Here is a 14187-nt window from a genome sequence, read left to right as displayed (position 1 = left end):
GAGACAATCATGAATACGCAACGACGCGGCGCGCTGGCCGCGCTGCTGGGCGCCGCCGTGCTGGGCTCGCTGGCATTGCCCGCGCGCGCCGCCGACTGGCCGGCGCAAAAGCCCATTTCCTACGTGGTGCCGTTCACCGTCGGCGGTTCGACCGACGTGGTGGGCCGGGTGCTGGCCCAGAAGCTGGGCGACCGGCTGCACCAGAACGTCATCGTGGAGAACAAGCCGGGCGCGGCCGGCGGCATCGGCGCCACCTACGTGGCCAAGGCGCCGCCCGACGGCTACACCTTGTTCGGCGGCACCATCAGCACGCATGCCATCAACGCCAGCCTGTACAAGAATCTGAAGTACGACCCGGTCAAGGATTTCGAGCCGGTGTCGCTGATCGCCTACCTACCCAACGTGCTGCTGGTGGATCCGAACCTGGGCGTGAATTCCGTGGCCGACCTGATCGCGCTGCTCAAGCGCGATCCATCCAAGCGCACCTTCGCCTCGTCCGGCGCCGGCACGTCCACGCACCTGGCCGGCGAACTCTTCGCCGGCATGATAGGCGTGCCGCTCACGCACGTGCCGTACAAGGGCACGCCGCCCGCCATGGTGGACGTGTCCTCGGGCGCGGTGACCTTCATGTTCGACCAGATGACGGCGGCGCTGCCGTTGTTGCAGACCGGCAAGCTCAAGCTGCTGGCCGTCACCACCAAGGACCGCATCGCGCTGGCGCCGGAAGTGCCCACCATGCAGGAGGCCGGCGTGGCGGGCTTCCAGATGGCGTCCTGGCAGGCCGTGTACGCGCCCAAGGGCACGCCCAAACCCATCCTGGACAGGCTGGCGCGGGAAATCGCGCTGATCCTGAAGGAGCCCGACGTGCAGGAGAAGCTGGGCAAGACGATGGGGATGGAACTGGTGGGCAGCACGCCCGAGCAGCTGCGCGACCTGATGGCGACCGAGATTCCGCGTTGGGCGGAAGTGGTGAAGCGCTCGGGCGCGACGGTGGAATAGCCCGTGGGCGAGGCGGGCGAGTCAGCCTCGCCGCGCCCGCCGGCCCAACGGTTTCGAGGGCCCGGGCCTCAGTTGATCTTGATGCCGCGCTCTTTCACCAGCGTCTTCCATTGCGCGGTTTCGCGGCCCAGGTGGTCGCGCAGTTCCTCGGGCGAGCCGCCGATGGATTCGGCGCCGATCGAGTCCAGCGTGGCGCGCACCTTCGGGTCGGCCAGGGCCTGGCGCATGGCGGCGTTCAGCTTCGTCACGACTTCCGGCGGCGTGCCGGCCGGCGCGAAGGCGGCGAACCAGGGCATCAGCTCGTAGCCGGGCAGGCCGCTTTCGGCGATGGTGGGCACGTCGGGCAGCGCGGCGGAACGCTTGCGGGTGGTGACGCCCAGCGCGCGCAGCTTGCCGGCCTCGATGTGCGGCTTGGCCGAGGTGATGCTGTCGAACATATAGTCCACCTGTCCGCCGAGCAGGTCGGCGATGGCCGGGCCGCTGCCCTTGTAGGGCACGTGCAGCATTTCCACGTTGGCCATGGAGAGGAACAGTTCGCCCGCGAGGTGGATCGAGGTGCCCACGCCCGCCGAGGCATAGGTGTAGTGGTTGGGCTGCGCCTTGGCCTTGGCGATCACGTCCTGCACGCTATTGGCGCCGGTGCGGGCGGGATTGGTGACCAGCACGTTGGGCACGACCGCCAGCAGCGAGATGGGCGCGAAGTCCTTGATCGGATCGTAGTTCAGGTCCGCGTACAGCGCGGGATTGACCGCCATGCCGTTGGCGACGATCAGGATGGTGTAGCCGTCGGGCTTGGCGCGCGCCACGCTGGCCGCGCCGATGTTGCCGCCCGCGCCCGCGCGGTTCTCGACGATGAAGGACGTGTTGAGCTGTTTGCCCATCGATTCGCCCAGGGTCCGGGCGATGCTGTCCATGGCGCCGCCGGGCGGGAAGGGCACGATCCACTTGACCGGCCGTTCGGGATAGCCGTCGGCGCGGGCGGCGGTGGCGCCGGCCAGCATGGCCAGGCCGGCGCAGGCCAGGACGAGGGTATTGAGTGCGTGACGCAAGCGCATGATTGTCTCCGTAGTGCTTGAATTATTGTGGCGCGGCGCCCGCGGGCGCTCGCGTTGCTGCCTAGGCTCAGCGGTCCCGGCGGTAGAAGGACAGTTTGTCCTCGTCCAGCGCGAGTCCCAGGCCGGGGCCGTCGGGCAGTTCCATTTCGAAATCCGAATAGCGCGGCGGGTTGGCGACGATGTCGTCCTTCAGCAGCAGCGGGCCGAACAGTTCGGTGCCCCAGGACAGGCGGGGCAGGCAGGCGAAGCCGTGAGCCGACGCGATGGAGCCCACCGAGCCTTCCAACATGGTGCCGCCATAGAGCGAGAGGCCGGCCGCGTCGCCCACGGCGGCGGTGCGCAGCATTTCGTGGATGCCGCCCGACTTGGAAATTTTCAGCGCCAGCACGTCGGCCGCGCCCTGGCGCGCGATGTCGAGCGCGTCCTCGGGGCCGTTCAGGGCTTCGTCGGCCATGATGGGCACCACGAAACGGGCGGCCAGGCGCGCCATGCCGGCCAGGTTGGCGCGGGGGATGGGTTGTTCGATCAGGTCCACGCCGGCCGCTTCCAGCCGGGCGATGGCGCCCGCGGCGTCGGCTTCGTTCCAGGCCTGGTTCACGTCCACGGTGACGCGGGCGCGGTCGCCCAGCGCCTGCTTGATGCGCGAGACGTGGGCCACGTCCTCCGACACCGGGCGGCGGCCCACCTTCAGCTTGAACGTGTTGTGGCGGCGGCTTTGCAGCAGCGATTCGGCTTCCTCGATGTCGCGGGCGGTGTCGCCGCTGGCCAGCGTCCACAGCACCGGCAGGCGCGTGCGCACCGCGCCGCCCAGCAGGGTCGACACGGACACGCCCAGGCGCTTGCCCTGGGCGTCCAGCAGCGCGCTCTCCAGCGCCGACTTCGCGTAGCGGTTGCCACGGGCCACGGATTCCAGCCGGCGCATGGCCGCGTGCAGGTTGGTCGCGTCCAGGCCGGCCAGGGCCGGCGCCAGGTAGGTATCGATGGCCAGCTTGATGCCTTCCGGGCTTTCCTCGCCATAGGCCAGGCCGCCGATGGTGGTGGCCTCGCCGATGCCTTCGATGCCGTCGCTGCAGCGCAGGCGCACGATCACCAGCGTCTGGCGCTGCATGACCGCCATGGCGAGCTGGTGGGCGCGGATCGTCGGCAGGTCGACCAGGATGGCTTCGACCGAGAGAATGCTTGCCTGATTCATACTTTTATAGCTAGGGATCTAGGAATGCCCGCAGTATGGCTTGCATTTTCATCCTAAGTCCAAGACTATATGGGTTCCAATTGATACCTTTTGGGTCCGAATAAGCCATGCATCTCAGGCATCTGCGCTATTTCCAGGCCGTGGCCGAGGAGGGCAGCTTCACGCGCGCGGCCGCCCGGCTGCACATGGCCCAGCCGCCGCTCAGCCGCCAGATCCGCCAGTTCGAGGAAGAACTGGGCGTGCAGTTGTTCGAGCGCACCACCCGGGCCCTGCGCCTGACGGACGCCGGGCGCTTCCTGCTGGAGCAGTCGCGCCTGCTCACGGCGCGCCTGGAGGAAGTGGTGGAGGGCACGCGCAGGCTGGGGCAGACGCAGCGGCGCTGGTTCGGCATCGGCTTCGTGCCTTCCACGCTATACGGTTTCGTGCCCGAACTGATCCGCCAATTGCGCGGGGCGGATCCGCGGGTCGAAGTGGGCCTGGCGGAAATGACCACCTTGCCGCAGCTCGAAGCCCTGAAGGCGGGCCGCATCGACCTCGGCATCGGCCGCATCCTGCTGGACGATCCGGCCATCGAGCGGCGAGTGCTGATGACGGAGCCCCTGATGGCGGCGGTGCCCCTGCGCCATCCGCTCGCCGGCCTGCCGCGGGTATCGGTCGAGCGCCTGGCGCAGGAGCCCTTCGTGCTGTATCCGGCGCGGCCGCGCCCGAACTTCGCGGACCACGTCCTTGGGCTGTTCCGCGCGGCGGGCCATGCCTTGCAGGTGGTGCAGGAGGCCAACGAGTTGCAGACCGCCATCGGGCTGGTGGCCGCCGGCCTGGGCGTGAGCGTGGTGCCGGCCTCGGTGCAGCGGCTGCAGCGCCAGGACGTGGCGCACGTGCCCATCGACGCCGACACTTTCGTGTCGCCGGTGATCGTCAGCTACCGCAAGGACGACGCGTCCCCGTTCCTGCAGCGGGCGCTGTCGCTGGCCGCCGAACTGGCCGGCTGACGGCCCCGGGCGCGCGGCCCGCGCGCTTGCCGTTCCGCATGAGACGCCGCACAATAACGCGCGTTCCCGGCCCCTCTCGCGCCAGGGCGCGGACCCTCCCATGACCGACTCCACCTGTCTGTTCAACCGCCATCGCGCTCGCCTGCACGCGATCGCCTACCGCATGCTGGGCGCGGTCGCGGATGCCGAGGACGTGGTGCAGGACACCTGGCTGCGCTGGCACGACGCCGACCCGTCGCGGCTGGACAACCCCGAAGCCTGGCTGGTGACCGTCGCCACGCGCCTGTCCATCGACCGCCTGCGCGCGGCCAAGGCGCAGCGCGAGCGCTACGTGGGCATCTGGCTGCCCGAGCCGGTGCTGATGCCCGGTCCGGCCACGCCGGAGGAAATCCATGAATTCGCCGACGACGTGTCGGTGGCCTTCCTCTTCATGCTGGAACGGCTGACGCCCGACGCGCGGGCGGCGTTCCTGATGCGCGAAGTCTTCGACGAGGACTACGAGGACGTGGCGCGCATACTCGGAAAGACCGAGGCGGCCTGCCGCCAGCTGGTGCGGCGCGCCAAGCAGCAGTTGCAGCAAGAGGCGCCGCGCCAGGCCGTGCCGCCCGAAACGCATCAGCGCCTCATGGAAGGCTTCGCCGACGCGATGCGGCGCGGCGACTTCCACGGCTTGCACGCCTTGCTCGACGACGCGGCCGAACTGATCGGCGACGGCGGCGGCAAGGTGCCCAGCTTCTCCAGCCTGGTGGGCGGCAAGCGGCTGGCGCAGCTGTTCTACGCGGGCAAGCGGCGCTACGGCGACGCGCTGCGGGTGGAACTGGCGCAGGTGAACGGGCAATGGACGCTGCTGCGCTATATCGGCGGCGAGCTGGAATCGGTGCAATCGTACGAGACCGACGGCGAGCGCATCGTGCGCGTGCTGGTGCAGCGCAACCCCGACAAGCTGGCCCGGATCGCCGCGGCCGCCGCGCGGCGCTGAGCCGCGCCCTCGCGCGCATTGGTGCCGCGCGGGCAACATGATGGTCCCGCCCGAGGATCTACCGGGGCGCGGCCCGGCTTTCTACCATGGGCCTGTTTCCACTCCCTATCGAGGAAAAGGCCATGTTGAAGATCTTCGCCCGCGGATTGCCCCGCGTTGCCGCCGGCTTGCTGGCCGCCCCGTTCGCCTTTGCCGCGCCGCCGCATCCCGCGGCCCACGCCGGCAAGGCCGCCGATCCCATCGTTACCGAATTGATGACCCGCGACCTGGCCGACGCGCCGGGCAAGGACGTGCTGATGATTACGGTGGACTATCCGCCGGGCGCGGCCGATCCGGTGCACCGGCACGACGCCGACAGCTTCATCTACGTCCTGCAGGGCAGCATCGTCATGCAGCTGAAGGGCGGCAAGGAAGTGACGCTGCACCCCGGGCAGACGTTCTACGAGGGGCCGGACGACGTCCATACCGTGGGGCGCAACGCCAGCCAGACCGAACCCGCCCGCTTCCTGGTGCTGCTGATCAAGAAGCGGGGCGCTCCCGCGGTGCTGCCGGCGGAATGAAGCGGGGACGTTCAGAAAGCCCTGACGGGTGTCACGCAGCGCTGACACTCCAAAAAAAACCGGGCCGGCGTCACAAAACGGATGGCTGGCGCGTCTTAGGAGCATGGACACCCAAAACGCCGCTTCCGGCTCCACCGCGCCCGCCTTCGATCCCCATTTCGCCCCGGCCGGCCCGCCCGGCACGGGCGCCGATTCGCTGGCGGACAGCTTCGCCACCAGCTATGCCGGCGTCGTGGCCTTCATCGCCGTCGCGGCGGAGGGCAATTTCGCCAAGGCGGGCGACCGCCTGGGCATCGGCCGCTCGGCCGTCAGCCGCAGCGTGCAGAAACTCGAAGACCAACTGGGTGTCCGGCTCTTCGTGCGCACGACGCGCAGCACCTCGCTGACCCGCGAAGGCGAACGGTTCTACGAGAACTGCTTCCCGGGCGTGGAGCGCATCGTGCAGGCGCTGGACGACATGCGCGAGCTGCGCCAGGGGCCGCCTTCCGGCCAACTGCGGGTGTGCTCGACGGTGGGCTTCGGGCGCAAGATCGTCGCGCCCCTGCTCAAGGGGTTCCGGGACGCCTATCCCGGCATCTCGGTGGACCTCGTGCTGGACGACGCGCCCACCGACTTCACCAAGGACCGCATCGACGTGTCGTTCCGCAATGGCCGGATGGAAGACAGCCAGGTGATCGCCAAGCAGCTGATCCCCATGCAGATGCTGCTGTGCGCCTCGCCCGCCTATGCGGCGGCCCATCCGCTGCCGCGCGGGATCGACGATCTGGCCGGGCATCGCTGCGTGAATTTCCGGCTGGCGTCGGGGCGCGTCTACGAATGGGAGTTCAAGGTGGAAGGCCGGATGCGCAAGTTCGCGCCGCCGGCCATGCTGGCCTTCAACGATGCCGACCTGGTGTTGCAAGCCGTGCTGGACGGCGAGGGCATCGCGCAGATGGCCGGGTACCAGATCAGCGACCACCTGCGGGCGGGCACGCTGCTGGCCTGCCTGCCGCAGTATTCGCCCGATGACCGAGGCCATTACCTGTGCTATCTCAGCCGCGAGCATCTGCCGGGCCGCATCCGGGTCTTCATTGACTACATGACGGCGCGCATCCGCGCGCTGGACCTGCAAAGCCTGGAGAGCCAGCTGCTGAAGAACCGCCCGGCGCCATGAGCGCGGGGCGCGCTTTTATTCGGGGAGCACGACCACGCTGTGTATGCCCTGCCGCGCCATCTTGGAGTAGGGGCACAGCCTCTCGGTATTGCGCACCAGTTCCTCGGCCACGGCCCGCTCCAGGCCGGGCAGGCGGATCGTGATGCGCGCGGCCAGGGCGTACAGCCCGTCCACGGGATCGCGGCCGAAGGTCACGGCCGCCTGGACCGCGGCCTCGGGTATCGCCAGGCCGGCGCGGGCGGCGAGCAGGCTGAGCGCGCCGTGGAAACAGGCGGCATAGCCGGCCGCGAACAACTGCTCGGGGTTGCTGCCGCCGCCGGGCCCGCCCAGCTCGGCCGGAAGCCGCAGATCCACTTGCAGCGCGCCGTCGTCCGAGCGCGCGATGCCGGAAGCGCGACCGTGGGCGGCCTCGCCGCCCCGCACGGTCACGCTGGCGGTATAGAGAGGCTGGAATTCGTCCCCGCGGTACTTCTCCAGCAGGGTCAGGGGAGGGGCTTGCGGTTTGCTCATGAGCGTCCCGTCGGGCTCGCAATCGGAGGGGAGGAACGGCGGCCGAGGCCGCCGCGCGCTCCCGGCCGCCGTCACTTTCCCGGATTCGAGCGGCCGAACCAGGTCTCGAAGTCGATCTCGCCCAGGCGCGGACCGGGGCCGGGCACCAGGGTGTCGTCCTCCAGGAGGGCGCCGAAATAGCGCGCCTGTCCGTCCGCCACGACCTTGCGCGCGTCGCCGGTCTTCAGCAGATAACGTTGCACCAGCGCCGCCAGCCGCACGCGCTCCGGACCGGCGATCTCGACGGTGCCGTTGACCGGCGCGGCCAGCGCGGCGTCGGCCACGGCCAGGGCCACGTCGTCCGAGGCGATGGGTTGCACGTAGGCGGGCGACAGGCGCACCTCGTCGCCCACCGCGCCGGACTGGACGATGCCGCCCAGGAACTCGAAGAACTGCGTGCTGTGGACGATGGTGTAGGGGATGCCGGCCGCCTCGATCAGCTTCTCCTGCGCGATCTTGCCGCGGAAATAGCCGCTTTCGGCCAGGCGATGGGTGCCCACCACCGACAGCGCCACGTGATGGCGCACGCCGGCCGCCGCCTCGGCCGCCAGCAGGTTGCGCCCGGAGGTCTCGAAGAATTCGAGCACGGCGCGGTCCTCGAAGGAAGGCGAGTTCGCGACGTCCACCACGACCTCGACCCCAGCCAGCGCGTCGACCAGGCCGGCGCCGGTGACGGTGTCCACGCCCGTGGCCGGCGAGGCGGCGATCGCCTCATGGCCGCGCTGCGCCAGGATCTTGACGAGTTTGGAACCGATCAGGCCGGTTCCGCCGATGACGAGGATTTTCATGGCGCTCTCCTTAGTCCAGTTTCGCTTTGTCCAGGCCGTAGGCCTTGTCCGCCGAACCGGGCACCGTGCGAAAGCCCACGTTGAGACGGTTCCAGCCGTTGATGGCCATGATGGCGAAGCTCAGGTCCGACATCTCCTTCTCCGAGAATTCCGAGCGCACGCGCTCGTAGATCTCGTCGGACACGCCGTGGGCCGGGAGATGGGTCAGCACCTCCGTCCACGCCAGCGCGGCGCGCTCGCGCGGCGAGAACAGCGTGGATTCGCGCCAGATGGCGATGTGGTGCAGGCGCAGCTCGCGCTCGCCGTGGATCTTGGCCTGCTTGACGTGCATGTCCAGGCAGAAGCCGCAGCCGTTCATCTGGGAGGCGCGGATCTCGACGAGATGCAGGATGGGCGACTCGATGGCGCCGGACTGCAGCTGCATGCCGAATTCGACGTACTTCTTGAACAGGTCAGGCGATTGGGCGTAGGCGTTGACGCGTTGGCTCATGGTGATTCCCTCGATAGGTTGGCGCCGCCCGCGGCGCGGGCCGGACAGTGCGTTGCGGGGGGTTCAGGCAACGGACAAATCGTAGGCGTCGGGGAATGCCGGCGGTAGACGCGGCGAGGGGACCACCATGTTGCCCGCGCGGCACCAATCGGCCGCGCGAGGGGGCTGAACGGCCCAGGCCTCAAGGCGCCGGGCGTGGGCTGCCCGCCGGATCTGGCCGGCCCCGCCGCTTCGGCAGATACAGGTACAGTCCGGTGACCAGCACGGCGATCATTGCCAGGTCGAGCAAGGCCCAGATCACCTTCAGCGGCAGTCCGGCATAGTCGCCGAAATGCAGGGGCCGGGAGCCCTCCAGCGCCCACATGTACCAGGGCGGAGGGGCGGCGCTGATGAGGGGGCCGTCATGGATGCGAACGACGACCGGATGCAGCAGATGCCGGGTCAGCGCCGTGCGGCCCTGCATGAACACGGTGTAGGCGCCCTCGGACGAGAACAGCGAGCCGGGCATCGCAAGAAAGCTGACGTCGTGCTCGGGCAGCGTGCGCCGCGCCAGATCGACCGCGGCCTGCAGCGGCCGCGCGGCAGGCGGGCCCAGGGGCGGCGCGGCCGATTGCCGGGCGGCCGCGTGTTCGCGCCAGGCGGCGAAGACAAAGGAATCCAGCGTGTTGATCGCGCCGGTCAGGCCGACCACGGCGGCCCAGGCCAGCAGCACGATGCCCGCCAGATTGTGCAGGTCCAGCATGCGCAGCGTGCGCGAACGTTGCTTGCGCACGGTGCCGAAGGGAATCTTGCGCATGTAGCGGCCGTATAGCGCCACGCCGGACACGAGCGATGCCAGGAAGAGCGCGCCCATGCCGGCGAGGATCAGGCTGCCGGGCAACCCCATCAGCATGTCCGTGTGCAGGCGCAGCAGAACGGCCATGGGCCCGCCGTGGCGCCAGTCCTTTTCGCTCCAGGCTTCGCCGGTGATCTCGGGACCGCGCGCGTCCACCAGCGCGAACGGCTTCTGCCCGGGCGCGCCGGGCGAAAGGCCGAAGCGGTACTGGTCGGGCTCGTCCAGCCAGACGATGAAGCGGACCGCGCGCCCGGGATACCGGCCGCGCACGAGTTCGGCCATGGCGTCCACGTCCTGCGCGGGGGCGTCCTGGCGGGAAACCGCCGCGCCGGCGGGCGCATCGAGCCAGGCGTCGATCTCGTCGTGGAAGATCAGCGGCAGCCCCGTGATGCACAGCATCAACAGGAAGAGGGTGCACGCCAGGCTGGACCAGGTGTGGATCCATCGCCAGGCGCGCAGTCGCGCGGTGGAATCGTCGTTCATGCGGGGACGGTGGACGGGTTGCGCTACCAGCGGTAGGTCAGGGTGCCGATCACGGTGCGGCCCGCGCCGTAGAAGCACTTGGTCGCCGTGGCGCAGGCGGACACGTACTCCCGGTCGAACAGGTTGCTGGCGTTGATGGCGGCGGTCAGCCCCTTGAGCGACGGGATGCTCTGGCCCAGGTCATAGCGCAGCGCGGCGTCGACCACGGTGAACGAGGACACCTTCATCGTGTTGTCCGCGTTGGCGTAGCTGCCGCCCACGTAGCGCACGCCGCCGCCCAGGCTGAGCCCGGCCAGCGCGCCGGCGCGGAACGTGTAGTTGGCCCAGGCGTTGGCGGTGTGGCGCGGCACGTACGTCGGATGTTTGTCCTGCGCGGTGGTGCTGCGGGTGTTGACGTTGTCCATGTAGGTATAGGACGCCAGCAGGTCGAGGTTGCGCGTGAGCGCGGCCTTGCCTTCGAGCTCCAGGCCTCGCGAACGAACTTCGCCCGTCTGGATGCTGTAGTTGGTGTTGGCCGGATCCGTGGTCAGCACGTTGGTCTGCGTCAACTGGTAGACCGCCGCCGTGATGAACGCGTCCTGGCCGGGGGGCTGGTATTTCACGCCGGCTTCGTACTGCTCGCCTTTGGTCGGCTTGAACGGATTGCCGTCGGCGTCGGCGTCGGCGACCGGCTGGAACGAGCGCGAATAGCTCAGGTAGGGCGCCACGCCGTTCTCGAATTCATAGACCGTGCCCAGGCGCCACGTGAAGGCGCGGTCGGACTGGTCGGTGGAGGTGCCGCCGATGCGTTCGCGGCGGTCGTTGCCGGCCCAGTCCTGGCGGATGCCGCCCAGCACCGTCCATTGGCCGATCTTCAACTGGTCCTGCGCATACAGGCCGATCTGGTCCAGGGTCTGCTTGCTGCGCGACGTGATGGCGGGCGTGTCGATCGGCGCGGAGTAGTCGGGCTGGTTGATCGACAGCGACGGCGCGGCGCCCATGCCCTGTTCTTCGCGGTAGCTCAGGCGCTGGTAGTCGATGCCGAAGAGCGCCGTGTGCGCGACCGCGCCCGTGTTGAACTTGGCCTGCGCATGGTTATCCGCCGTAATGGCGTCCATGTTCGCGTAGTTGACGATGGCGCGGCGCATCAGCAGCGGATTGGCCGGGTTGGCCGCGTTCAGGCCGGTGGTATAGACGCTTTTGTAGTCCACGTCCGTCTGCATGTAGCGGAAGTTGGACTGCACCGACCAGACGTCGTCGATCCGATGGTCCAGCAGGTAGCCGACGGCGGTCTGGGTGCGCTTGAATTCGTCGAAGCGGGGCGAGCCGTCGAAGAAACTGCGGCCGATGCGGCCGCCGCCGGGCAAGTCCTCGACCGTGCCGACGGCGGGCAGGAAGCCGTAGTAGCCGCCATAGGGATCGTGCTGGTACTGCGCCAGTATCGTCAGCGAGGTGTCGGCATTGGGCCGGAAGGTGACGGCGGGCGCGATCGCTACGCGCTCGTCCTTCTGGTAGTCGATCTGCGTCTTGCCCGTGTGGGCCACGCCGGTCAGGCGGTAGAGCACCTTGCCGGCCTCGTCCACGGGGCCGCCGAAGTCGAAGCCGACCTGGCCGAAGCTGTGGCTGCCCGCCTGCAGCTCGATCTCGTGCAGGGGCGTCGCCGTTGGCTTCTTGCTGACCAGGTTGACCAGGCCGCCGGGCGTGCCCTGGCCGTACAGCACCGAAGAGGGGCCGCGCAGCACTTCGATGCGTTCCAGGTTGTAGGTGTCGATCTGCGGGATGGCGTAGTTGGCGCCCAGCAGGCGCATGCCGTCCTGGTATGAATAGTCGTAATTGATGCCGCCGCCGAAGCCACGATAGATCACGGTGTCGTAGCGCGAACCGCCCGCGCCGCGATACTCCGCCGTGAGCCCGGGGGTATAGCGCAAGGCCTGCCGCACGTTCTGCGCGGCCTGGTCGTCCATCTGCCGGCGCGTGACCACCGAAATGGATTGCGGCGTTTCCAGCAGCAGGGCGTCGGTCTTGGTACCGGCGGCGGACGTGTCGGCCACGTAGCCGGCGGTTTCGAACGCGCCCTGGACCTTGATGGGGTCCAGCGTGGCGGCCCCGGAGGCCTCCGCGGGCAGCGGCGACACGATCAGCGTATTGCCGCTGCGGCGGTAGCCCAGTCCGGAACCCGCCAGCAGGCGCGCCACGGCTTCGTCGCGCGTGTAGCTGCCGCGCAGGGCCGGCGCGGTCTTGCCGCGCGCAATGTCGCCGCTCATCACCAGTTGCACGCCGGTCGCCTCGGTGTACGAAAGCAGGGCGCTGGCCAGCGGCTGGCTCGGAATATCGAAACTCTGCCGCGCCGCGGCCGCGCTGGCGGCGGCTGCCTGGGCGTGCGCGGCGGACGGGGCGCCGCCCCAGGCGGTCACGGCGAGGAGCGCCGCGGCCAGCAGGCTGGGGCGATGGCGGCCGAAGCGCGTGCGCGCGCCGGAATGGCGAAGAGGATAGGGTTGGTGTGCGGCCGGCATGTGCGGTTGCCCTTGTTCGTGGTTCGGTGTCGCGAGGGCGCCTGGCGCGTCCTCTCTTTGTCAAACACCCGGCGGCGCGGAACCAATGATCGAACGCGGCGGAAAGATGGTAACTAAAGGTAACTTGTCGACTGGCGGGCGTAGCTAACGGGCGTAGACCAGCGTGGCGTATCCGGCCACGACGCGCAGGCGGATGGGGAAGGTCTCCGCCAGGCCGCGCAAGGCTTCCTGCGGATCCGAGACATGGAACGCCGCCGTGACGGGCAGGGCGCCCACGCCGGCATCCATCAGGAAGATCGGGCCGCGCTGATAGCGTTGCAGTTCGGACAGGACGGCGGCCAACGGAACGTCGTTGAACACCAGCCGGTCCTGCCGCCAGGCCAGCGCGGCGGCCTGGTCGAACCGGACGGGCGCCGCGCCGCCCGATTCGCCGTATTGCATCTGCCAGCCGGCGGCAACGGTGACGGCCGCGGCGCCGGGGCGCGGCCGCACGGCCACTGCATGTTCGGTCACGGAGACGGTGACGATGCCGTCCAGCAGCTTGACGTCGAACTGGGTGCCCAGCGCCGTGGTGACGCCGTCGCCCGCCTGCACGGAAAACCGGCGGGCGGCGTCGGCCGCCACCTGGAAATAGGCCTGGCCGCGATGCAGGGTCACGTGGCGGCGTCCGGCGTCGAAACTGACCGACAGCGCCGAGTCGCTGCCCAGCTCGACGGCGCTGCCGTCGGCAAGCACGACGCGGCGGCGTTCGCCCACGCCGCTGCGATAGTCCGCCAGGAAGTGCTGGCGCGACAGGACGTAGAGCGCGGGCACGGCCGCCACTGCGGCCAGCGCGCCCAGCACCGCGCGACGGCGCTGCATGCGTTGGGCGGCGGGACGCACCAATTCGAAACGGTTCCACAGCGCCTGTGCGCGCGCATAGGCGGCGGGATGGGCCGGATCTTCGTCCAGCCAGCGCGCGAACGCGCGGCGGTCCTGCTCGGCGGCATCCTCGTCGTTCAGACGCGCCAGCCATTCCAGCGCGGCGAGATAGACCGGGTCTTGGGCGGGATGGGACATGGGCTCAGGCGGCGGGTGGGGAATCCAGCAAGGCGTCCAACTGCGCCATGGCGGCCACGACTTGCGAGATCACGGTGTTGCGGCTGGTGCCCATGCGCTCGGCGATTTCGTCATAGGACAAGCCTTCGATGCGCTTGAGCACGAAGGCCTGCCGGCGGCGTTCGGGCAGGGCCGCGATCGCTTCGAGCAGACGCTGCAGTTCGCGCCGGTACATCACGATCGTCTCGGGCGTGGGCCGGGAGTCGGCGATCTGTTCGACCTCCAGCCCCGCCAGTTCGACGTCCGCGCGGCGCTGCGCGTCGCGCAGATGGTTCAGCGCCAGGTTGTGCGCGGCCTGCTTGACGTAGCCCGCGTTCACCTGGGCGCCGTCGCCTCCCCTGCGCAACAGGTTCACGAAGGCCTGTTGCACCACGTCCTCGGCCGCGCCGTGATTGCCGACGATGCGGCGCACGAACGCGCGCAGGCGCCTGACTTCGGCTTGGTAGAGGGTGGCGATATCGCCGGCAGGCACATTCATGAAAGACGCGGCGGGGCTGGCCCGGGGTGAGGGTGTACCAAATACGA

The 14187-nt window shown here is 69.3% G+C and carries 14 protein-coding genes; 5 read left to right on the top strand and 9 right to left on the bottom strand.

Going from position 1 to position 14187, the window contains the following annotated elements; all coding sequences use genetic code 11:
- Positions 1–9 precede the first annotated feature (9 nt).
- Positions 10–999 carry a Bug family tripartite tricarboxylate transporter substrate binding protein gene (locus ADE01S_RS14350; RefSeq protein WP_062682374.1) on the top strand — a complete coding sequence of 330 codons (990 nt, stop codon included), beginning with the start codon at positions 10–12 and terminating at the stop codon, positions 997–999.
- A gap of 68 nt (positions 1000–1067) precedes the next feature.
- On the opposite strand, the gene ADE01S_RS14345 is transcribed toward ADE01S_RS14350, so the two are convergent.
- Together ADE01S_RS14345 and ADE01S_RS14340 are read right to left on the bottom strand one after the other, a co-directional pair.
- On the bottom strand, positions 1068–2054 hold the full coding sequence (locus tag ADE01S_RS14345) for a Bug family tripartite tricarboxylate transporter substrate binding protein (protein WP_062682373.1): 987 nt from the start codon (positions 2052–2054) through the stop codon (positions 1068–1070).
- 67 nt (positions 2055–2121) lie between these two features.
- Positions 2122–3246 (bottom strand): muconate/chloromuconate family cycloisomerase, encoded by a 1125-nt coding sequence (locus tag ADE01S_RS14340; protein WP_062682372.1) that lies wholly within the window; start codon positions 3244–3246, stop codon positions 2122–2124.
- A 107-nt stretch (positions 3247–3353) separates the two neighbouring features.
- Here ADE01S_RS14340 and ADE01S_RS14335 point away from each other — a divergent pair, with 107 nt between their 5' ends.
- From ADE01S_RS14335 to ADE01S_RS14320, 4 genes are all read left to right on the top strand, one after another.
- Positions 3354–4235 carry a LysR family transcriptional regulator gene (locus tag ADE01S_RS14335; RefSeq protein ID WP_062682371.1) on the top strand — a complete coding sequence of 294 codons (882 nt, stop codon included), beginning with the start codon at positions 3354–3356 and terminating at the stop codon, positions 4233–4235.
- 100 nt (positions 4236–4335) lie between these two features.
- Entirely contained in the window at positions 4336–5214 is an 879-nt protein-coding gene (locus tag ADE01S_RS14330; protein ID WP_062682370.1) for an RNA polymerase sigma-70 factor, read from the top strand.
- Between the two features lie 122 nt (positions 5215–5336).
- Positions 5337–5774, top strand: a complete 438-nt coding sequence (locus tag ADE01S_RS14325; protein ID WP_082775801.1) for a cupin domain-containing protein — start codon at positions 5337–5339, stop codon at positions 5772–5774.
- 103 nt (positions 5775–5877) lie between these two features.
- Entirely contained in the window at positions 5878–6927 is a 1050-nt protein-coding gene (locus tag ADE01S_RS14320) for a LysR family transcriptional regulator (RefSeq protein ID WP_082775800.1), read from the top strand.
- Positions 6928–6942: 15 nt separating this feature from the next.
- Here ADE01S_RS14320 and ADE01S_RS14315 read toward each other — a convergent pair whose 3' ends face one another.
- The 7 genes from ADE01S_RS14315 to ADE01S_RS14285 all read right to left on the bottom strand — a co-directional run bounded on the left by ADE01S_RS14315 (position 6943) and on the right by ADE01S_RS14285 (position 14140).
- The gene (locus ADE01S_RS14315) at positions 6943–7437 is read right to left on the bottom strand and encodes an Ohr family peroxiredoxin (protein WP_062682369.1); all 495 of its coding nucleotides are present in this window, start codon (positions 7435–7437) and stop codon (positions 6943–6945) included.
- Between the two features lie 71 nt (positions 7438–7508).
- The gene (locus ADE01S_RS14310) at positions 7509–8264 is read right to left on the bottom strand and encodes an SDR family oxidoreductase (RefSeq protein WP_062682368.1); all 756 of its coding nucleotides are present in this window, start codon (positions 8262–8264) and stop codon (positions 7509–7511) included.
- Positions 8265–8274: 10 nt separating this feature from the next.
- Positions 8275–8754, bottom strand: a complete 480-nt coding sequence (locus tag ADE01S_RS14305; RefSeq protein WP_062682367.1) for a carboxymuconolactone decarboxylase family protein — start codon at positions 8752–8754, stop codon at positions 8275–8277.
- Positions 8755–8935: 181 nt separating this feature from the next.
- Entirely contained in the window at positions 8936–10072 is a 1137-nt protein-coding gene (locus tag ADE01S_RS14300) for a PepSY-associated TM helix domain-containing protein (RefSeq protein ID WP_062682366.1), read from the bottom strand.
- A gap of 23 nt (positions 10073–10095) precedes the next feature.
- The gene (locus tag ADE01S_RS14295) at positions 10096–12564 is read right to left on the bottom strand and encodes a TonB-dependent siderophore receptor (protein ID WP_062682365.1); all 2469 of its coding nucleotides are present in this window, start codon (positions 12562–12564) and stop codon (positions 10096–10098) included.
- 144 nt (positions 12565–12708) lie between these two features.
- On the bottom strand, positions 12709–13623 hold the full coding sequence (locus ADE01S_RS14290) for a FecR family protein (RefSeq protein WP_062682364.1): 915 nt from the start codon (positions 13621–13623) through the stop codon (positions 12709–12711).
- A gap of 4 nt (positions 13624–13627) precedes the next feature.
- Entirely contained in the window at positions 13628–14140 is a 513-nt protein-coding gene (locus ADE01S_RS14285) for an RNA polymerase sigma factor (protein ID WP_062682363.1), read from the bottom strand.
- Between the last annotated feature and the right edge of the window lie 47 nt (positions 14141–14187).

It is taken from the genome of Achromobacter denitrificans NBRC 15125 (genome assembly GCF_001571365.1).
GTDB lineage: Bacteria > Pseudomonadota > Gammaproteobacteria > Burkholderiales > Burkholderiaceae_B > Achromobacter > Achromobacter denitrificans.
Note: the sequence above shows the minus strand (reverse complement) of the source record. Positions and strands in the feature narration are given on the sequence as shown.

Bases quoted from the DNA above. Each gene is read 5' to 3' on its own strand.
- ADE01S_RS14290 (WP_062682364.1), bottom strand. From the start codon at position 13,623: ATGTCCCATCCCGCCCAAGACCCGGTCTATCTCGCCGCGCTGGAATGG.
- ADE01S_RS14310 (WP_062682368.1), bottom strand. From the start codon at position 8,264: ATGAAAATCCTCGTCATCGGCGGAACCGGCCTGATCGGTTCCAAACTC.
- ADE01S_RS14285 (WP_062682363.1), bottom strand. From the start codon at position 14,140: ATGAATGTGCCTGCCGGCGATATCGCCACCCTCTACCAAGCCGAAGTC.
- ADE01S_RS14340 (WP_062682372.1), bottom strand. From the start codon at position 3,246: ATGAATCAGGCAAGCATTCTCTCGGTCGAAGCCATCCTGGTCGACCTG.
- ADE01S_RS14305 (WP_062682367.1), bottom strand. From the start codon at position 8,754: ATGAGCCAACGCGTCAACGCCTACGCCCAATCGCCTGACCTGTTCAAG.
- ADE01S_RS14320 (WP_082775800.1), top strand. From the start codon at position 5,878: ATGGACACCCAAAACGCCGCTTCCGGCTCCACCGCGCCCGCCTTCGAT.
- ADE01S_RS14345 (WP_062682373.1), bottom strand. From the start codon at position 2,054: ATGCGCTTGCGTCACGCACTCAATACCCTCGTCCTGGCCTGCGCCGGC.
- ADE01S_RS14295 (WP_062682365.1), bottom strand. From the start codon at position 12,564: ATGCCGGCCGCACACCAACCCTATCCTCTTCGCCATTCCGGCGCGCGC.
- ADE01S_RS14330 (WP_062682370.1), top strand. From the start codon at position 4,336: ATGACCGACTCCACCTGTCTGTTCAACCGCCATCGCGCTCGCCTGCAC.
- ADE01S_RS14300 (WP_062682366.1), bottom strand. From the start codon at position 10,072: ATGAACGACGATTCCACCGCGCGACTGCGCGCCTGGCGATGGATCCAC.
- ADE01S_RS14315 (WP_062682369.1), bottom strand. From the start codon at position 7,437: ATGAGCAAACCGCAAGCCCCTCCCCTGACCCTGCTGGAGAAGTACCGC.
- ADE01S_RS14350 (WP_062682374.1), top strand. From the start codon at position 10: ATGAATACGCAACGACGCGGCGCGCTGGCCGCGCTGCTGGGCGCCGCC.
- ADE01S_RS14325 (WP_082775801.1), top strand. From the start codon at position 5,337: ATGTTGAAGATCTTCGCCCGCGGATTGCCCCGCGTTGCCGCCGGCTTG.
- ADE01S_RS14335 (WP_062682371.1), top strand. From the start codon at position 3,354: ATGCATCTCAGGCATCTGCGCTATTTCCAGGCCGTGGCCGAGGAGGGC.